General features: G+C 42.9%; 26 protein-coding genes and 6 pseudogenes. 6 read left to right on the top strand and 26 right to left on the bottom strand.

The window, feature by feature from the left end:
• Window positions 1–142 precede the first annotated feature (142 nt).
• Window positions 143–1,177: an L-rhamnose/proton symporter RhaT gene (gene rhaT / locus A8F97_RS15850; protein WP_025919532.1), complete on the bottom strand. Its 1,035-nt coding sequence runs from the start codon at window positions 1,175–1,177 to the stop codon at window positions 143–145.
• A gap of 452 nt (window positions 1,178–1,629) precedes the next feature.
• Between rhaT and A8F97_RS15845 the strand changes: the two genes are divergently transcribed.
• From A8F97_RS15845 to A8F97_RS23915, 3 genes are all read left to right on the top strand, one after another.
• Window positions 1,630–2,136, top strand: a complete 507-nt coding sequence (locus A8F97_RS15845) for a TIGR00645 family protein (RefSeq protein WP_012822286.1) — start codon at window positions 1,630–1,632, stop codon at window positions 2,134–2,136.
• A gap of 94 nt (window positions 2,137–2,230) precedes the next feature.
• Complete coding sequence (locus A8F97_RS15840) at window positions 2,231–3,268, top strand: NADP-dependent oxidoreductase (protein WP_033070811.1); 1,038 nt, start codon at window positions 2,231–2,233, stop codon at window positions 3,266–3,268.
• An 87-nt stretch (window positions 3,269–3,355) separates the two neighbouring features.
• The gene (locus A8F97_RS23915) at window positions 3,356–3,502 is read left to right on the top strand and encodes a hypothetical protein (RefSeq protein WP_012822288.1); all 147 of its coding nucleotides are present in this window, start codon (window positions 3,356–3,358) and stop codon (window positions 3,500–3,502) included.
• 161 nt (window positions 3,503–3,663) lie between these two features.
• Here A8F97_RS23915 and A8F97_RS15835 read toward each other — a convergent pair whose 3' ends face one another.
• The 3 genes from A8F97_RS15835 to A8F97_RS15825 form a co-directional block, all read right to left on the bottom strand.
• On the bottom strand, window positions 3,664–4,038 hold the full coding sequence (locus A8F97_RS15835) for a hypothetical protein (RefSeq protein ID WP_012822289.1): 375 nt from the start codon (window positions 4,036–4,038) through the stop codon (window positions 3,664–3,666).
• A 305-nt stretch (window positions 4,039–4,343) separates the two neighbouring features.
• On the bottom strand, window positions 4,344–4,832 hold the full coding sequence (locus A8F97_RS15830; RefSeq protein WP_033070812.1) for an Imm15 family immunity protein: 489 nt from the start codon (window positions 4,830–4,832) through the stop codon (window positions 4,344–4,346).
• Window positions 4,829–5,101 (bottom strand): hypothetical protein, encoded by a 273-nt coding sequence (locus tag A8F97_RS15825; RefSeq protein WP_033070813.1) that lies wholly within the window; start codon window positions 5,099–5,101, stop codon window positions 4,829–4,831. Before A8F97_RS15825 ends, A8F97_RS15830 begins: the two co-directional genes overlap by 4 nt.
• Before the next feature lie 175 nt (window positions 5,102–5,276).
• Between A8F97_RS15825 and A8F97_RS25195 the strand changes: the two are divergent.
• Both A8F97_RS25195 and A8F97_RS25190 read left to right on the top strand, forming a co-directional pair.
• Window positions 5,277–5,361: pseudogene (locus tag A8F97_RS25195) on the top strand (SymE family type I addiction module toxin); the annotation flags it as partial.
• A gap of 75 nt (window positions 5,362–5,436) precedes the next feature.
• Window positions 5,437–5,571 (top strand): annotated as a pseudogene (locus A8F97_RS25190) (SymE family type I addiction module toxin); the annotation flags it as partial.
• Window positions 5,572–5,641: 70 nt separating this feature from the next.
• On the opposite strand, the gene A8F97_RS15820 reads toward A8F97_RS25190, so the two are convergent.
• The 7 genes and pseudogenes from A8F97_RS15820 to A8F97_RS24685 form a co-directional block, all read right to left on the bottom strand.
• Window positions 5,642–6,139, bottom strand: coding sequence for a hypothetical protein (locus A8F97_RS15820; protein ID WP_033070814.1), 498 nt, complete (start codon window positions 6,137–6,139; stop codon window positions 5,642–5,644).
• Complete coding sequence (locus A8F97_RS15815) at window positions 6,136–6,498, bottom strand: Tse2 family ADP-ribosyltransferase toxin (RefSeq protein WP_025919535.1); 363 nt, start codon at window positions 6,496–6,498, stop codon at window positions 6,136–6,138. The genes A8F97_RS15820 and A8F97_RS15815 overlap by 4 nt, the downstream gene beginning before the upstream one ends.
• 224 nt (window positions 6,499–6,722) lie before the next feature.
• Window positions 6,723–7,007, bottom strand: coding sequence for a hypothetical protein (locus tag A8F97_RS15810; RefSeq protein ID WP_012822291.1), 285 nt, complete (start codon window positions 7,005–7,007; stop codon window positions 6,723–6,725).
• Entirely contained in the window at window positions 7,007–7,354 is a 348-nt protein-coding gene (locus A8F97_RS24185) for a hypothetical protein (protein WP_033070832.1), read from the bottom strand. Before A8F97_RS24185 ends, A8F97_RS15810 begins: the two co-directional genes overlap by 1 nt.
• Window positions 7,355–7,370: 16 nt before the next feature.
• A pseudogene (locus A8F97_RS24690) lies at window positions 7,371–7,564 on the bottom strand (RHS repeat-associated core domain-containing protein); the annotation flags it as partial.
• A 79-nt stretch (window positions 7,565–7,643) separates the two neighbouring features.
• A complete protein-coding gene (locus A8F97_RS15800; protein WP_033070815.1) occupies window positions 7,644–8,642 on the bottom strand; it encodes a hypothetical protein in 999 nt (332 codons plus the stop codon).
• Window positions 8,639–9,343 (bottom strand): annotated as a pseudogene (locus tag A8F97_RS24685) (RHS repeat-associated core domain-containing protein); the annotation flags it as partial. The pseudogene A8F97_RS24685 and the gene A8F97_RS15800, both read right to left, overlap by 4 nt.
• A gap of 37 nt (window positions 9,344–9,380) precedes the next feature.
• On the opposite strand from A8F97_RS24685, the gene A8F97_RS25185 reads away from it, so the two are divergent.
• Window positions 9,381–9,452 (top strand): SymE family type I addiction module toxin, encoded by a 72-nt coding sequence (locus A8F97_RS25185; RefSeq protein ID WP_081483335.1) that lies wholly within the window; start codon window positions 9,381–9,383, stop codon window positions 9,450–9,452.
• An 83-nt stretch (window positions 9,453–9,535) separates the two neighbouring features.
• Here the strand turns inward: A8F97_RS25185 and A8F97_RS15790 are convergent, their stop codons facing one another.
• The 15 genes and pseudogenes from A8F97_RS15790 to A8F97_RS15715 form a co-directional block, all read right to left on the bottom strand.
• Entirely contained in the window at window positions 9,536–9,805 is a 270-nt protein-coding gene (locus A8F97_RS15790) for a DUF7710 domain-containing protein (RefSeq protein ID WP_103808087.1), read from the bottom strand.
• A 134-nt stretch (window positions 9,806–9,939) separates the two neighbouring features.
• The gene (locus A8F97_RS15785; protein WP_069704184.1) at window positions 9,940–10,542 is read right to left on the bottom strand and encodes an RHS repeat domain-containing protein; all 603 of its coding nucleotides are present in this window, start codon (window positions 10,540–10,542) and stop codon (window positions 9,940–9,942) included.
• 88 nt (window positions 10,543–10,630) lie between these two features.
• The gene (locus tag A8F97_RS15780) at window positions 10,631–11,284 is read right to left on the bottom strand and encodes a hypothetical protein (RefSeq protein WP_033070816.1); all 654 of its coding nucleotides are present in this window, start codon (window positions 11,282–11,284) and stop codon (window positions 10,631–10,633) included.
• Between the two features lie 296 nt (window positions 11,285–11,580).
• A pseudogene (locus A8F97_RS24980) lies at window positions 11,581–12,057 on the bottom strand (RHS repeat-associated core domain-containing protein); the annotation flags it as partial.
• A gap of 73 nt (window positions 12,058–12,130) precedes the next feature.
• Window positions 12,131–12,721 (bottom strand): hypothetical protein, encoded by a 591-nt coding sequence (locus tag A8F97_RS15770; protein WP_025919543.1) that lies wholly within the window; start codon window positions 12,719–12,721, stop codon window positions 12,131–12,133.
• Window positions 12,722–13,066: 345 nt separating this feature from the next.
• A pseudogene (locus A8F97_RS25180) lies at window positions 13,067–13,243 on the bottom strand (RHS repeat-associated core domain-containing protein); the annotation flags it as partial.
• A 48-nt stretch (window positions 13,244–13,291) separates the two neighbouring features.
• Window positions 13,292–13,714, bottom strand: a complete 423-nt coding sequence (locus A8F97_RS15760) for a hypothetical protein (protein WP_012822298.1) — start codon at window positions 13,712–13,714, stop codon at window positions 13,292–13,294.
• Window positions 13,714–14,166: an RHS repeat-associated core domain-containing protein gene (locus A8F97_RS15755; RefSeq protein ID WP_050512601.1), complete on the bottom strand. Its 453-nt coding sequence runs from the start codon at window positions 14,164–14,166 to the stop codon at window positions 13,714–13,716. Before A8F97_RS15755 ends, A8F97_RS15760 begins: the two co-directional genes overlap by 1 nt.
• Window positions 14,147–14,431, bottom strand: a complete 285-nt coding sequence (locus tag A8F97_RS24675) for a hypothetical protein (RefSeq protein ID WP_069704183.1) — start codon at window positions 14,429–14,431, stop codon at window positions 14,147–14,149. The genes A8F97_RS15755 and A8F97_RS24675 overlap by 20 nt, the downstream gene beginning before the upstream one ends.
• A gap of 286 nt (window positions 14,432–14,717) precedes the next feature.
• The gene (locus tag A8F97_RS15745; RefSeq protein ID WP_069704182.1) at window positions 14,718–14,984 is read right to left on the bottom strand and encodes a type VI secretion system PAAR protein; all 267 of its coding nucleotides are present in this window, start codon (window positions 14,982–14,984) and stop codon (window positions 14,718–14,720) included.
• Window positions 14,985–15,075: 91 nt separating this feature from the next.
• The gene (gene tssD / locus A8F97_RS15740) at window positions 15,076–15,450 is read right to left on the bottom strand and encodes a type VI secretion system tube protein TssD (protein ID WP_012822300.1); all 375 of its coding nucleotides are present in this window, start codon (window positions 15,448–15,450) and stop codon (window positions 15,076–15,078) included.
• Window positions 15,451–15,606: 156 nt separating this feature from the next.
• A protein-coding gene (locus A8F97_RS15735; RefSeq protein ID WP_121313211.1) for an IS3 family transposase occupies window positions 15,607–16,718 on the bottom strand; the annotation gives its coding sequence in 2 pieces (ribosomal slippage) (window positions 15,607–16,457 and window positions 16,457–16,718; 1,113 coding nt in all).
• A 131-nt stretch (window positions 16,719–16,849) separates the two neighbouring features.
• The gene (locus A8F97_RS15725) at window positions 16,850–17,152 is read right to left on the bottom strand and encodes a DUF2645 family protein (protein ID WP_012822301.1); all 303 of its coding nucleotides are present in this window, start codon (window positions 17,150–17,152) and stop codon (window positions 16,850–16,852) included.
• 13 nt (window positions 17,153–17,165) lie between these two features.
• Entirely contained in the window at window positions 17,166–17,474 is a 309-nt protein-coding gene (locus A8F97_RS15720) for a DUF2645 family protein (protein WP_025919551.1), read from the bottom strand.
• Window positions 17,475–17,527: 53 nt separating this feature from the next.
• Entirely contained in the window at window positions 17,528–17,962 is a 435-nt protein-coding gene (locus tag A8F97_RS15715; RefSeq protein WP_012822303.1) for a hypothetical protein, read from the bottom strand.
• Window positions 17,963–18,120 lie beyond the last annotated feature (158 nt).

Genomic DNA, 18,120 nt, shown 5'->3' with positions numbered 1-18,120 from the left:
TGCGACTTGTATCGTGAGAAAGGCGATCGAACAAGGCGTGTGACAGCTTTCTTTTACTCGCGACACACGCTCTCGTCATTTCATCGAACGCACACAACGCATCGAGGATTGTCTGGTGGCACCGAACGTAATGATGAAACGCTTACACGGCCATGCCTAATCCAACAATATTCGCCGCCAGAATAATTACCATGCAGCCCAGAACCAGCATGCGCACGGGCTTCTGCCCCACGGCTTTCCACTCCTTAAACAGCAAGCCGACGATGCCACCGCACAGCACGTAGAAGCTCATGTGCAGCATCCAACTGATATAGGTGTAGTCTGCCGGGATGTTGGCGTGCCCCCAGGCATAGAAGAAAAACTGCAAATACCACATGACACCGCCCAGAATGGCGAAGAGCGCATTGGCGATCAGTAAAGGTTTAGCTTGCGCCAGATCGGCTTTCAATGAGATTCCCTTGCACGTAGCCAAACGGATGAAACAGAAGCCCAGATTTACGATGGCACCGCCCCCCATGATCACCACATAGCTGGGGAGGGCGACGTACAGCGCGTTGATTCCTAGCGCCTGTGCGGCGGTGTGCATCGGTTTGGCGGCATCCATCGCAAAGGACATGCCTGCGGAGAAGATCCCGCACAGGACGGCCAGAATCAGCCCTTTTTTCAGGTTGAATTCTTCGGCACGAATGCCGAGTGCACGTTCTTTCAACAAACCCGCGTAGCTGACAATCGCGACGCCGATGACTGCAATCAGCACGCCCAGTAGTGTCATTTGGCCACCTGCCGAGCCAAACAGAACCGAGAATTTACCTTGCAGAACGGGCGTCATCAGCGTGCCGATAATCAGCGTCACGCCGATAGCGATACCGATGCCCATCGACATGCCAAGATAGCGCATCGTCAGCCCGTAGTTGATATTGCCGATCCCCCACATGGCACCGAAGAGGAAGATCGGCAGCAGGGTTGCAATATCGAACGAAGAGTAATAACGCCAAAAATCAGGAAGTAGCCACCAACTGATGCTCCAGGGCAGGATAATCCACGAGAAAAATCCGCCGAGTGACCACATCGTTTCCCACGACCAATTTTTGACCTGCTTAAACGGTGCGTAGAAGCAGGCTGCGCTGGCCGCGCCGATGAAGTGCCAGAAAATACCAAGAAGAATAGGATTGCTCATGCGTAACCCCTTGTTTTTACTTTGTAGTAAGCCTGTAGTCGGCTTTGTATGTAGAGTACGGTGTATGATTGTTGCCAGACCGGCTGGCGCTATACCCGTCATACTTCAAGTTGCATGTGCGTTGGCCGCGTTCAGTCACCCGAATCACTTACTCAAGTAAGCTCATCGGGATTCCTTCGCTTGCCGCCTTCCTGAAACTCGAATTATTTAGGGTATAGGCAGTGTAGAAAGGTGAAAAAACACTCACCTTCAGATGCGTGCCACCAGAGGGAGAAGAGCGGCATCGGTTTGAAGGTGGATGTAGGCAGGATCACAAAACGCGGAAATCATCGTTGAAGGCGCGATAGGGCAGAACATTCCACAAATGGCGTATTCTGCTCAAGAATTGATTACCACCGCAGCAGAATTTTTCGCTATTATTTCCCTCTTTTTTCACCTGCATATAGTGAGTTATGGAACGTTTTATTGAGAATCTGATGTACTCATCGCGCTGGCTACTTGCCCCTGTTTATCTTGGGCTATCGTTGGGGCTGCTGGCGTTGGCGATCAAGTTTTTCCAGGAGGTATTCCACGTCCTGCCCAATATCTTAGATATTGCGGAAGCGGATCTGGTATTGGTTCTGCTGTCGCTGATCGACATGACGCTGGTCGGCGGATTGCTGGTGATGGTGATGTTGTCCGGTTACGAAAATTTTGTGTCGGCATTGGATATCACTGAAGGTCGGGAAAAGCTGAGCTGGCTGGGGAAAATGGATTCTGGCTCGCTGAAAAACAAAGTGGCTGCCTCGATTGTCGCTATCTCGTCTATCCATCTGCTGCGCGTGTTCATGGACGCGCGTAATATCCCAGACAACAAGCTGATGTGGTACGTGATTATCCATTTGACGTTTGTGCTGTCTGCGCTCGTCATGGGGTATCTGGATCGCATGTCGCGTTACGAAAAAAGCAAAACGGCATAATCAACGCCGCACGGTTTGCGTAGCCAGAAGAAAGAACAGATCCTATTGTTAACGAAGTGATTTCATCAACGCGCTTTGTCTAATGGAGGATAGTATGCCGCAAACCGATCGCATTAACCGTCGTGTGGTTCTGGCCCAGCGCCCGCACGGCGCGCCGACACAAGAGAATTTTCGTCTGGAACAGCAGGCCGTCCCGTCAGTAGAAACGGGGCAGGTGTTGTTGCGTACCGTATTTCTTTCCCTCGATCCTTACATGCGTGGCCGCATGAGTGACGCGCCCTCTTATGCTAAACCCGTCGAACTGAATGACGTGATGGTCGGTGGCACCATCAGTCGCGTAGCTGAGTCAAAACACCCAGATTATCAGGCGGGCGACTGGGTACTGTCCTACAGCGGTTGGCAGGATTATGTGCTTTCCGATGGTAAAGGATTAACTAATCTGGGGCAGTCACCCACCAATCCTTCCTATGCGCTGGGTGTGCTCGGTATGCCGGGCTTTACGGCGTATATGGGGCTGACGGATATCGGCCAGCCGAAAGCAGGTGAAACGCTGGTGGTGGCGGCTGCGACCGGGCCGGTAGGCGCAACGGTTGGTCAGGTTGGGAAACTGAAAGGCTGTCGGGTCGTTGGCGTAGCGGGTGGGGCAGAGAAGTGTCGCTACGCAGTTGAGGCGCTGGGATTTGATATTTGCCTCGACCATCGGGCGGATGATTTTGCCGAACAACTGAAACAGGCCTGCCCACAGGGCATCGATATCTACTTTGAAAACGTCGGCGGGAAAGTTTTTGACGCGGTGCTGCCGCTGCTGAACACCTCTGCGCGTATTCCGGTGTGCGGATTAGTCTCTGGCTACAATGCAACAGGGCTGCCTGATGGACCTGACCGCTTATCGCTGTTGGCGGGGACTATCCTGAAAAAACGCATTCGCATGCAGGGCTTCATTATCTTTGATGATTATGGACATCGCTTTGACGAATTCTGGAAAGAGGTGTCGCCGTGGGTTGCACAAGGCAAGATCAAATATCGGGAAGAAGTTGTCGACGGTCTGGAAAACGCCCCAGAGGCCTTTATCGGCCTGCTACACGGTCGCAACTTCGGCAAATTAGTGGTCAGAGTAGGGCCGGATGCATAGCAACAAATGCGCACTGGCGTTGACGGAAAACGAGTTGGCGTAAAAATTGCCTGATCCCCTGTGCCACCATTGCGGGGGAGAAGGCCAATGCATCCTGATTCTGCGTCGTTTCGCGTGCGGCCATTGCAGCCGTGGTTTGCCATCAACGCGGCGGAAGATTACCTGAAGAAAAACGTCAGTCGCCTATTGCTCATTTTTACAGTTTCACGGTCGATCCACGTATTGGGATTCTAAACATACCCGTAATGACTCTCACCTCCGCTAACCATTACCGTTGAGCGCGGCAGGTTGGTGATTGAGACGGAGATTAATCTCTGACGACACACACGATAAACAGCAGATAAAAAATAGCCGAAAGGATCGTGCGATCGCTTCCGGCTTAAGTAATAACCAATTCATTTATATAAATAAAACGCGCCGTCATTTATCTGTATCACATAACGAGGCTCATCCTTAAATTTGGGCGATATCAATAAATTCCTTAAATCATCAACTTCTATAGATTTTTCTAAAAAATTAACTAATGACTGCTTGGAAGTTATAAAAAAAAGCCCCTTCAGGAATGGAGTGTTTCCTTTATAAGAAACTATATTGTGTATAATGAAGTAAAATTCATCGTTGAGATCCTTCTCTATTTCTTTAATACCATCAAGGTGATAAATATTTCCATCCATTGTCAAATTTCTCATTTTAAAAAATAATTCATTTTTATCAATGAGATCATAGGGATCTTTTTCTAAAAGGCTCTTAAAAGAGTAATTATTTTTCATAATCAGTTTGGTATGTCATAAAAGATATTGCCATCGCTTCCGTTATTATATCATTTGATATGAGGGGTATCGCCTAAACTGCTTTCGGGATGTAAGCAGATCCGTTTTAGTTCCACACTCTTTTTGAGATATCCGGTTTTTCAGTCATCAGCAGGTATTATTCCGGCGTCAGGTTATTCAGTGATTGATCCTACCCACGTAATATGGACACAGCCCTAAGCGAGGTTCTGGTTGTTTAGTGGGTTGGACAACGATGGCTAAATAGAAAACAAGAAGGGGGAACTATCTTTCTCCCGACCTTAACATCAACAAATTGGGTTACTTACTACATACACTCTTTTATTTTCTTTAAAATTATCGGAGATAAATACACTACAATCAGACACCCCAATAGAAAACAAATATTCTCTTGTTATATTTTCTTCAATAGTTTGCGTCTCTCTTAGATTTAAAAAAGAAAGTAACCATTTTTTTCTCAAGGAAATAAATATATTGGGTGTTAAGCAACCTATTTCATCGTAATCATCCCAATTGGTCAAACTAAGGCAAATAAAATAGTCTCCTATATTTTCATTATTAATAATGGTTCTATTTTCAGCAATCAGATCAAGACATTTTTTTATTAATACTTTATTTTTCTCATTAAAGGAAAGAAATGACAAAAAAGAAATACTCTTCCATCTCGAAAATAATGGTATTTCTTCGAAGGTATCGTAATCAGCAAAAAAAATAGACGGGTTATCTAACCCCTCTTTTTTTATAAGTTTCCGTATTTCTTTGTCAATTTTTTTCATAACCAATCATCCACATTCCATCCATGATCTTTTAACCATTTAAGCGTTTTTTTGGAAAAAGATGGAGGACCATCATGGATCGAAACGTCCTGATTTAATGCAGGGTTCTTCCCTTTTTCCGGTTTTGTTTGGTGGGTATGCCATTGACTACCGGGAACACTTTGCTCCGGCTCATCAATATGCTTGATATCTTTAGGTCCCTGCCCTTTATTAACTTTTTTCTGCGCGTCTTTAGGTGTACCACCACATCCAGCTTTAGCTAATCCCAACGGATTCGGCGCATACTGATAAAGAATTAATCCCCCGTCGGCCCTATCGGGTCTTGTGCAACAATCCAACCGTCTGATGAGTCGTACTATCTATTTCAGCCGTAAGTGACTTTCATCCAGTCGTCATAATGTAAGAAATCACTCATGCTACCGCCTATCCACGAGGGAGTTAATCATGGCTAAGGCACATTCTAAGTCAGGCGTCACCGTTAATAAAACAACCAAAACAGAACGTTACTATACCGTGGGATACGCCCCGAACAAACCTTTTATAAACAGGTTTGAACCGCTTTAGCTAGCCCGCAGGGCGAGCCTCAAAATGAGACGAGTAAAAGGGTAAACCCAACCCGCCGTCCGCCATCAACCTGAAAGGCCGCTGGCTGGAAGAGTCGGGGTTTATGACCGGAATGCCGATCACGGTGACGGTTGAGCGGGGCAGGATAGTGGTTGAGACCGAGATTAATCTCTGACATCGCACACGATAAACAGCTAATAAAATAAAGCAGGAAGGATCGTTGTGATCGCCTCCGGCTATTTTTACTAAGAAATATTATATTTTTTAATAAAATCAGAATAAATTTCTTTTATATCATCATTATTGCTTTTTTTACACTCATCCATTAACCGCTCTCTTAAATCATTATAACTTAAAAAAATCAATAACTCTGCAACTCTTCTATACATATATTCATCTCGAGAGATAATCAGTTCATCAAAAATAGATGTTAACCCATCCCTGACAATATTATTCTTTGAGTTTTTTATTAATACATCTCTTGCAAAATGAAAATTATCAATATTACCATCCACAGCAATATCGATAACTATTGGTATTAGTATTTCAAGATGTGAATTATCAAAATCTTCATCTCTTATAAATCTTAGCACTGCCCCCTGCTCAGATACATTGTTAATAATTAGCAAGATTTTCTCAAAAAAATCATGAGATTTTCTAAAATAATGTTTAGCAAATAAGAAGTTATTTTCTGCCTCTTTTACCGAACTCCATTCTCCAGAATAAACATTTCCAATCGTCATATCTTTCCACCATATTGCCAGTGTATTGAATCAAATAAATTCTGAAACTCGGTCATTGACATGTCACGTGTAGGGTAAATAGTAGCATGACCTGCTGCATGTGGTGAATCAGGAATTACATCCTTTCCATCAACTTTAATGCCTAGACCATCAGGTAATTTACTTCTTTCAGGAATTGTATGGTAATGCCCACTTAATGGCGATTTATTAGGATCCAGTGTAGTAGAGGTTCCCTGCGGTAATAGCTCGTCAGCTTGAGATTTCACCATTCCATTAGCGTCAACATCAATATCAATATCTTTTCCTGGCCTTGGTGCGCGAGGCTTATTTTTGTTTCCAAATGCGCAATGTCCATTCAACCCCAGCGGATTCGGCGCATACTGATAAAGATTAATCCCCCCCCGCCAGCCCTATCAGGTCAAGGTGATGAAATTTACTCGATCACGGATCATACTGATGGTTTGGTTCATACATAAATAATACTACTGAATCGTAGTTCATATATCACAACCAGAACTTGATAAATTCGTTTATCTACACAATTATTATCTTCCTATTAATATGATGTGTATAAATCATACTATTATTTTTCGCCAACTACCTGCATCAGCTTCTTTAATATTTCTATTTCATCAAGTAATCTAGGTATATCCTGTTTTGCATGAGCTATGAAATCTTGATCTTCTATCGTAGCGCCAATAAGCTCAAGATCTTCACCTCTATTATCTCCCTCTCCTGTCATAATAAAATTAGAACCACTAGTATGATCCCTCCCTTCAACATAAGAAATCCACGGCCCCGGTGTCGTTTTAGCACAACGCTCTTTTATCAAATTTAATTCTTCATCCAAAATTTTATCATACTGCATTAGCAACTTCTCCCACCTTTCAATTTTGGCTTCGCTGACGGATTTTTTTGAGTTGGCGTCATTAAATCCTGTGCCTGATCTGCTGTAATGCCAGAGCAGGTGGCATGATTGGGATTATTTCTCGTAGGAGACGAAGCAACATCTCCTCCTTTAGCCCGAATATCCCCAACTGTTGTAACTCCTACTTTGTTATGAGGTATGCCTTCTGTTAGTTGTTCTAATGTCTTACCCGCTGCACTATTAACCGAAACACCATCCAACTTACCACCGCCATCTACAATAACACCACTACCATTCTTAAACGCATCGGCAAGACATGCACCACCTCGGCAAACTATAGCTTTCATCCGGTAATACTTTAGGAGATAACCCCAGTGGATCCACCCACCCCAGCGGATTCGACGCATACTGATAAAGATTCAGCCCTCCCGCCAGCCCTATCGGGTCCTGCGTCGTGAAGCGGCCTACCGTGGGTCGTAATAGCGGAACAGGTTGTAATGTAACCCCGTTTCCTCATCCGCGTATTGTCCGGCGTAGCGTAGCGACTGGGATTCTACCTGCTTGCCGTGGCGCAGTTCTGCGTCCGGACCGAAGCGTCATTAACTCATAGTGATATAATTATATGTTTTAAATATATCATATAGAGTATATAAGATTATATAGAGTAGTTTCTTCCCTATCAGGTAAGTTCAAATGTTCAGCAAGCCCCATATTAATGAAAGTGTCTTCATTAACTATAATTCCCCTGAATGCTATAGATGATAATATTAAAGAGAAAATAGTGTCGTCGCCAACGTATTTTTTAAGTGACATTATTTTCTTGTTATTGTTTTTTAATATGTAATAAGAGTAGTTCATTAATATGGAGTTTGAAATAAATAAATTTTCATTTGATTGGTATTTATTAAAACAATCTATTAGTGAGTCAAATATTATTTTTTTTGATTTTTTATATTTTAATAAAAAAGCCTCAGGATTAACAAGATGTTTTTTAATATCGTTAATAGGTATTTCTTTCATTTTATTTTTTTTTGAAAACAATAAGTCCATGACGGAAAGCTGAAATGATTTTATATTTTCAATGACCTCTCTGTTTTTGTTGCTTCCTATTTTGCTATAAAATTCAATAATATGGTTATAAACATCAATATTACCTAATTTTTCTGATTTCAAAAGCAATCTATTGTCATGAACATAAAACTTATCGTATACCTCGTCATCAATGCCGAGTTCAAAACATAAAAATTTAAAAAAATAATTTATATCTTCTCCGTTTTTTTTGTTTTTCTTTAGAAAAATTAACTGAAAAACATAGAAGATAACATGAATATCTTTGTTTGTTCGTTGTCTGTTGTCTATTTGAAATAAATACCCAAATCTGGAAAGTATCATTTTTATAGCGTAACAATCTTTTTCACTAAAACCTATTTCATGTGTTATTTTATCTATTTTCCTTTTTGGGAAAATATCATGCCATCTTGTCAACGAATACAGCTTCCCATTTTCTCCTTTAACAGAAATCAAATAAAGATCTCTTTCATCCTCTTTGTAATAATAAGGGGGGAAGTCTTTTCTATAACATCTTGGATTGATAAAGTTTTCAAGTTTATAAAAGAAAACATCAATAATGTTCATGTGATTTTCTTTCCGCACGATTTCCATTTTCTGTCCTTACCCTTTTTCTCAACCCTAAAGGATTTTATCGAATTATTAAATCTATCAATCACATTTCGCCCAATACCTCTGGCTTTGGGCTCATTCTGCTTAGAAAGCACACCATCTTTTAATCCCGTTTCTTTATAATTTACAGTAGAAATATCTTGATGCTTATTAAGCATATCGACACCATTGTTATCCACGGTCATTACCGTTCTATATTTCTCATTACCTGGATTAAATCCAGGTTTACTGTCATGGTTGACCCAAACAGCCTTATCTCCACGGTTATTAGGAACTAGCCCCCCTTGGCCATTACGTTCAGCAACGGAAGAGATTGCCTCATCTTTTCCCATGTAACGAATGATTTCGCCTGGAGTCAAACCCAGCGGATCAACCCACCCCAGGGAATTCGGTGCATACTGATAAAGATTCAGCCCGCCCGCCAGCCCAATCAGGCCCTGCGTCGTGAAGCGGCCTACCGTGGGGTCGTAGTAGCGGAACAGGTTGTAGTGTAAACCCGTTTCCTCATCCGCGTATTGTCCGGCGTAGCGTAGCGACTGGGATTTGCCGTGGCGCAGTCCTTCACTGTCCTGCGTCTGTCCGTTGACGGCGCCGAAGCTGCCGTAGTCTCCGCTCCAGCGCACCGCGCCATCCGCATCCGTCATCTCCAGCGGCGCCCATCCGGGTAGATAACGCCCGTCAGAGCCGGGCTTTATGACCGGAATGCCAATAACAGTGACGGTTGAGCGGGGCAGGTTGATTATTGAGACGGAGATTAATCTCTGACGCCGCACACGATAAACAGCAGATAAAAAATAGCCGGAAGGATCAGCTTAGTCGCTTCCGGCCATAAATTGAAATAAATAATGTCAGTCTTCTACACCATCTTCAAAATGAAGATGTTCCATAGATGCGCAGGTGAAACCACCTATAAATGATGGCGTTTTATGTTTATCTTCAATTGCACAAAAAAAATTATTTTCAATAGCCCAATCATAAACTCCTTTATTAACAGGATATTTTGTTAATACTCCTGTTAGTCGATTTTCTTTTATCCAGCCTTTAGCATTATCCAAAGAAAAGAATATTCCCGAAGGGAAACGTGCCATAGCGCCATTAAACACCCATATTTCTTCCATATTCACTTTAATCATTCACTCTAAATTTTGGTATTTAAACCATCGTTGTATTTTATCGACAGTTTTACGGATTATGGAACGGTTGGCATCCACGACTACTTGCTGCTTAGACGTTAATGGTGGCGAGCCTTTGATTAGTTTCCCTGCTTGACCGATTTTTGTTTCGGGGCCACCACTTTTAACATGAAGGTGTGCAGGGCCATGATCCCCACTTCTTGTATAATGAACAATTTCAACATCCCCTTGCTTCGTAACCACTTTGGGAGGCAAGTCAGGTTCAGTATATTTACCCCCCTTTTAGTTAAACCACATTCCTTAGATAGATCCAGTGGATCCTCCCACCCCAACGTATTCGGTGAATAAGTATAAAGATTAATCCCCCCCGCCAGCCCTATCAGGTCCTGCGCCTGTCCGTTGACGGCGCCGAAGCTGCCGTAGTCTCCGCTCCAGCGCACCGCGCCTTCCGCATCCGTCATCTCCAGCGGCGCACCGTTCAGTTCGGTGTTGAACCAGCGGATATCACCGTCACGTGCGCCCGGTTGCTGCGTGATACGTGCTAACGGTGACGACCAGACGGTCTGGTCATAAACGTAGCTTTCTGTCCGGTCAGCGTATCTGGCGTGCAGCAGCCGAAAACCGTCCCACAGGAAACGCGTCTCTTCCTGCTTCCTGTTTTCACCCCAGGTGACCGTCTTAGGGGGGCGTCTGCCCAGCGCATCATAGCCATAGCGTGCCACAAACTCGCCCTGTGACTTTAAACAAAATTATACTTACAAGTGTATTGACAATCGAACTCCTACATTATTAAATTCGGTATTCTATTTGCTATTTTTTGTAAATAGATTCTATTTTTCTTTTTATCGCTTTGTCATTTTTGTATTTACTCAAAAAACAAACATTGTCTTCTCTGTTTTTAAAATAGTTGTCACTTATCCATATTATTATATTTTTTTTCTGAAATTCACCATGTTCTGAATTTAGATAGCCTTGACTATTAATGATTTCATGAATATCATTAATAGATGGTTTTTTTTCAAAAATATCTATAAAGTAAGAAATGTAATAATTGTATATCAAATCGTTAATGGTTGTATTCTTCTTAGGCGAATAATATAACCACCTTTCAGAGAAATATTTTCCAATCTCTTGTGAGATTTTTTTTTCGTAATACATTTCATTGATTGAGAAATGTATTTGACAAAGATAACTTAAGGTGTGGACCACCTCGTCGAGATTAATATATGTAGCATATTCATCTATAAGTTTTTCTGATATTTTTACAAACTCAGCGCCTGAATATAGGCAATCTCTCAATGCTGAGGAGATGAATTTTGTAAGTAAATCATTTACCTCTGATTTCTTTATAGGTGATGGTATCTTATTAGCTAAAATAAATAACTTCTTTAATTGAAATGTCGTTGAGTCATCTATTTGGCTAATTGTTATGTTTTTTTCTTTGAGAAATTCAATTTGTTTCATTATCTACCTCCACATCCTTTAAACCATTTCCCTATTCTTTTACCAATGTTAGTGAATCGAGATTTATTTTCCTTGAATACAACCTCAGCTTTAGTGGGCAAAGGCTTGGATTCCTTTAAAGGCTTACCGCTAGGGAAAACCCTATACTCATGCTTATCCGAACCTACGGTAACATGATAATGAATAGGAGCATGTTCTTTGGGAGTTCCAATACCAGCACCTAAATTTCCGTAATTATGCCATACGCGCACACTATTTTCGTTGTAGATGATTTTGCTCGGTAATTGAGTAGGGGTTTTATTCAACCCCAGTGGATCCACCCACCCCAGCGGATTCGGCGTATACTGATAAAGGTTAATTCCCCCCGCCAGCCCTATCGGGTCCTGCGTGGTGAAGCGGCCTACCGTGGGGTCGTAATAGCGGTGTAACCCCGTTTCCTCATCTGCGTATTGTCCGGCATAGCGTCGCGGCTGGGATTCTACCGGCTTGCCGTGGCGTAGCCCCTCACTGTCCTGCGTCTGCCCGTTGACGGCGCCGAAGCTGCCGTAGTCTCCGCTCCAGCGCACCGCACCTTCCGCATCCGTCATCTCCAGCGGCGCTCCGTTCAGCTCGGTATTGAACCAGCGAATATCGCCGTCACGTGCGCCCGGTTGCTGTGTGATACGTGCTAACGGTGACCATCAGAGGGTCGGGTCATAAAGGTAACTTTCTGTTCGGTCAGCGTGTCTGGCCTGCAACAGCCGGAAGCCTTCCCACAGGAAACGTGTTTCTTCCTGCAATCTAAATTATTTAAAATATATTCTTTAACATAGTTGACAATTCCAAGGGGATTCTAATGATAGGGTATTATTTATTTTCTAAGATAGAAGATATTATTTTATATTTTTTATCAAAATTAATTTTGAAATAAATCTCCGCATCAGTAGATAGCTTCCCTTCTTCATAGGCCCATGAAAGAAGATACTCCTTAAGATAATTGCTTATACTAAATGAACTTGGAATTAAATCATTTAATACTATATCTTTTTTTTCAGAAAAAGATATAGTATTTCTTGCCGCAAGCATTAATGGATACTCAATCCATTCCGAATAGCCGTCTATTCCGCCAATAAAATCACTCTTGTAAATTATTTTCTTTATTAATTCATTGGAAACAAGATTGTTATTAAAAAAAAGATTCATAAAAATTCCAATTTTAGAACCTGTTTTTTTTTCAATTAATTCTAAATCCAAGACGTTCTTTACAAGAAATACTGAAGTGTATGATATGAAATATTTTGCATATTCATGTTGAGAGGTTTTCTTTGATAGAGAAAAATCCATATCAAGGGAAAATAACAGGAGCTGAAAAAAATCATCATGATTACGCCACAGGAGATCCATCTTTTCGCTCTCACGGTAATAAGATTCCAATTTATCTAAATAATCAGTTTGCATTATACACCTCCACAATTTCTTTTAGGACCTCTAGCTCCAGGTTTAAACGGTTTACCGCCAACCTTACTGTTCCCGACCTTTCTAATGTAATTAGCGATTTTCTTCTCAGATCTACGCATCTTATTTATTATTTTTCTATCACCCAACATCTCAGATGACTTTTTGTTTAACTTACCATCAAGTAGAGTCCCATCTGCTTTTACTATTCCCAATAGACTTGCCATTTTCTTCAATATGATAATGAATCGGATCTGCATGCTCCCTAGATAAGTCGTCATAATAATGGACAATACTTGTATTTCCATTAGAAGAGATAATTCTATCTGGCAGAGAAGGGGCTGTATTTAACCCCAACAGATCCACCCACCCCAGCGGATTCGGCGCATACTGATAAAGGTTAATCCCCCCCGCCAGCCCTATCGGGTCCTGCGTCGTGAAGCGTCCGACGGTGGGATCATAGTAGCGGAACAGGTTGTAGTGCAAACCGGTTTCTTCATCCGCATATTGTCCGGCGTAGCGTAACGACCTCAGCTCCGTTCAGAGCCGTGTTGAACTATGTAATTTTATCAGTTACCTAATTGAAACCATAGCTATCTTACCTTCTCTGGATAGGGCTAAACTTATTCCATCTCCATAAATTTTGGTGGTGTCGCTAATTAATTCTATATTCCACGATTTGCTTTTTGCCAATTTAATCCAATCCTCTAAATTCCAATTAGCCATATCCTCTAGTTTAATAAAGTTGTTGCTTTTTCCATGGAAATCAATGTTTATTGCAACTACAAACTCATCTTCAACTAAAATACTTACATTCCCATACGAATAGTTATATATTTTTGATTTTCTACTTATTTTTTCTGGCTTTGAATTAGGCTCACCTAAAGATGATGTAATATCTAATATAGAGGAGCCTATTTTCACACTTCCAAATTTATTAGAATTTATGATGTCGTGTAAATTTCCATTTGTTAGACAATATTTTTTCTTTTCCATTACTTACATCCTACCCTAGAATTGAATCTTTTAACATTTCTAGATATATCTTTAAGCTCTCTAGAGCGACCATTAGCGAGATCTCGCAATGAACCAGATTCTCTCTTCGCGTGTTCCAGAACGGATTTTACACCATCATCTGACTTCCTGATTATATCGTTTCTAAATCTAGCATCTGTTTCGAATTTTTTCTTAGCTTCAATTATTGCTCTCTCAACTTTATCATTTCCTGATTGGTTTGGTATGGCATTCTTAAAGGTTATTCCTCCTTTGTGATCGGGCCTAACTGATAGTTCCACATTGCCTGGAGCATAAAAATGAAGTCCTTTTTGTACAATATCGTTGTATCCCGGAGAATGAATTTGCCATACAGAATAGTCGAGCCCCAGCGGATCCACCCACCCCAACGGGTTAGGCGCATACTGATAGAGGTTAATTCCGCCCGTCATCATGCCAGGTAAAACGACGGCGCACGCTACCGCCCCGCCCGGTGACGGTAATCAACTGCCTGTGCGCATTATAGGTATAGTGCACCAGACAGGTCGATTCATCCAGCCAGACACTGTCCAGTCGCCCGTCACGATACCGGCAGGTGAGGTGCCGTCCGGCGCTATCCGTTAGCGCCTGAAGCGTGTCATCATTGTTCCAGAAAAAGAGAATGTCATGACCACACGGTTTGGCAATGCGTGCCAGAACCGCTTTCCCCTGTGGAGACAAAGCGGTGTAAGACCATACTTCGCCGTCCGGCCCATAAACCGACCAGCTTTCATCCTGATGGTGCTCCAGCCCGCGCTTTTCTGCCGGAGAGTAGCTTCGCTGGCCGACGGGAACAAAAGGAAAGGAAATCAGATCGCCTGACGGAGCGCACCAGACCAGACTGTCCTGATAGCAGGTCAGCGTCGTTTCCCAGAACAGGCTCCATCCTTTTCCCAGTACGCTGTCGCCGGGATAGGCAGTGCCACAGCGGAATCACATACTCACCACACCTGTTGTCGATAAAATATCACCCAATGGTTACCGTTCCCCCGCCAATCAACACGCCACCGCAACTCACCCCATCACCAGAACGTGCAGCAGGTTTACTATCAATGAACACACTGGATGAACCACTACTAATGCTCCGACTGTGGCCGTGAGGAGGCAGAGGATCACCCTGACGAGCCAAAGGTAAACCATCGACCTTAATTGTTGATGAGCCCGCAATAACTGGCGTTGGTGGGTAGTTAGCGTGCCCAGTGTCGCTATCACTTAATTTAACGGCGTTGCCCATATAATTACCTTCTGGAGTGGAGGTCTGGGTCTGCCCACACCGCCGCTCAGGCAAAAAACCCGGCACGGTGGCCGGGTTGGAGACAGAACGATTAGGCTTCGACCGGCGCGCGCCAGTCGTCAGAGCCGGAGGTGCCGGCGACGGTGTGCTCCCAGTCGATTTTGCGGTAGGCCAGCGAGACTTCAATCAGTTGGGTGTAGTCCAGCTTGGCCGGGTCCTGGCAGTGTGGCATCTGGCAGTTAACGTCAACGATGGTGGCATCGGTCAGCACGGTAGAGAAGAAGTGCTCCTGTTTGCCTTCTACCGAGGTGCGATACCACTTCAGGGTGACGGTTGGCAGCATTTCGCCGGAGGCGAGGGCGTTGTACATCAGCGGCACCGCTTTGTTCAGCGCGACGGTGAACTTGAACGGTTTGTAGTTCATCGCCCAGAACGTTTCGCTGTTGCTCTGGGGGCATTGCCGCATTGGGCTATCTGTCCGCCAGTCGTATACGTATCTCATCGCCGCAGGAAAATATGCAGTAGATTCGTTCTACCATAACCAACCGGACTTGTGATGATGAGATGAGCCCGGTTTTATTGGTGGATCGCTCTTGTTAGTGATGTTGTAAGTATCCCAGCTTTAGTTCCACGCACTTTTTGAGAGTTCCGGTTTTTCAGCCATCAGCCGGTACTCTTCCGGGGTCAGGTTGTTCAGGGATTCATGAGGCCGTTCGCTGTTGTATTCCGTCAGCCAGCGCTCCGTGATTTCCCGTGCTTCGTTCAGCGTTCTGAACAGGTAAAAATCCAGGATTTCTGTTCGGTACGTCCGGTTAAAACGTTCAATAAAGGCATTCTGTGTTGGCTTGCCCGGTTTAATAAATTCCAGTGCTACACCATGCTCTTCCGCCCATTGCGCCAGCGTCAGCGAGACCAGCTCTGGACCGTTATCCATCCGCATCTTTAGCGGATATCCTCGGCTTGCCACTATCCTGTCCAACACCCGAACAACGCGTTGTGCCGGGATATTCAGGTCAATTTCTATCGCCAGCACTTCACGATTAAAATCATCCACCACGTTGAACGTGCGAAAACGCCTGCCACACACCAGTGCATCATGCATAAAATCCACTGACCAGCTCTGATTCTGGTGTTCCGGGGTCACCAGTGGTGCGGGATTACGCACAGGCAAACGCTGCTTTCCCTTACGACGAAAATTTAGTTTCAGTAAGCAATAAATACGATGAACGCGTTTATGATTCCATGCGTGACCCTGCCTGCGTAGCTTCTGGAACAACTTCTTGAAGCCGTATCGCGGATAGCGTTCAGCCATGTCGGTCAGCGCCTGAACGACCGGCTCATCACGCCGGGTGTCGGGCTGGTACAAATACACCGTCCTGCTCAGCGATAACGTCCTGCATGCCTGGCGGATGCTCATCGTAAATTGCGCGGTCAGGTAATTGACGAGCTCACGCTTTATCGCTGGTTTTAAAGCTTTTTTTCAATAACATCTTTGAGTGCACGGCACTCCAGACTCAGATCGGCAAACATCTGTTTCAGCCGCCGGTTTTCGTCCTCCAGATCTTTCATCTTTTTGATATCAGACGCTTCCATACCACCAAATTTGGCTTTCCAGTTGTAGTACGAGGCCTCGGATATCCCCGCTTCGCGACAAACGTCTTTGACGGTACGTCCGGCTTCAACAGACTTCAACACGGCGATGATCTGGTGCTCGGTAAATCGGGCTTTGCGCATAGCGATCTCCTCAATGGAACATAATCAGTATGTCGGAAGATCTCTAAAAGTGAATGGTTCGGTTTACCGGGATACTTACAATGTTATGGGCAGAACATTAAGAAATAATGTATCTACATTTTTATGGTATTTTATTTGTACGGACAGATGCTAATTCGCGTATAAAAACTGCCTGAGTAATACAGCAAAATAGCAAGATAAGTAATGATTTTTGGCGGAGTCCGTTTAACCAGAAGAAAAGGGATGGATAAAGGAATGATGATGAAATTTAAAAAAGCATCCGCATCATTTCTTGGCGTTTCACAGAACGTTTCAAGCGAGGTGTTGCCAAACATCCATCCAGATCTTGTTGAGGAAAAAGCATCAATTAAAAAAATACACAATAAGGAATAAGCATAAAAATAGACATTGTAGGTATAGTTTTTTTTCAACATGTTATGACCCCTTTTAATAAGCGATTGGACAGAGGCTAATTCGTGTATAAAAACGGTATGAATGATATATCAGGATAGCAAGATAAGTAATGATTCTTGGCGGACTTCGTTTAACCAAAAGAAAAGGAATAGATAAAGGAACGATGATAATGCTTAAGAAACCATCGGCATCAGCCTTTGGCACTTCACAGAGATCTTCAATTGAATCGCCATCTATCATCCATTCATATTTGATGGTAGAAAAAGCATTTATTAAAAAAAAGCATAAGGCAGAATAGATATAAAAATATATATTGTAAATGCAACTATTTTTTCTTAACATTTTATCGAGCACCTGATCCAATCTATGAATTGCAATGGTTTTAGTGAAGAAAATCATCCTTTAATAAATGAGATGTCAATCGTTCTTTCTTTATCATCTTGTATTAGATTAACCTCGTCATGTCCTTTTATCCACGCTTCACTTATATTTCTGTAACTCCATGGGATGTTTTTGGTTTTTTTAAACCCAAGCATCTCTATGTATTCTACCAATTCGGCTTTACGCTCAGGTATGGGATTATAAAAAACTACACCATTGGTTAATCGCTGGGTGCCATCTTGTGAGTAATAGTAAAATTCATAATTGTCAGAAATAACAGGTATGTCTTTTACCTCGTCGAGGGTGAGAATATAATAGGTAAAATAATTATTTTTTTTGTAGTGGTAGCTTTCTTCGTAAAACAAGATCGCGGAGACAATAAATACGCCAATTGAGAAAAATAGCAAGAATATTGCTTTGATGAAGTCGCTGTATTTGAATTTTAACACAAGTCACCATGTAAAAATACATATCATTGTTTTTCATTTTACTGATATTAACACATAAAATCTCCGTTCCCCATCGCTGAAGAAAAATATTTTTTGACGTCACCATTTTCAACGGGCTCATTATGATTAAATGGGCCCAGTCTAGTGGTTAAGTGATT

Origin of the sequence: Pectobacterium parmentieri (assembly GCF_001742145.1) — a bacterium.
Lineage (GTDB): Bacteria > Pseudomonadota > Gammaproteobacteria > Enterobacterales > Enterobacteriaceae > Pectobacterium > Pectobacterium parmentieri.
The sequence above is the reverse complement of the archived record's forward strand: the minus strand, read 5'-3'. Positions and strand labels throughout refer to the sequence as shown.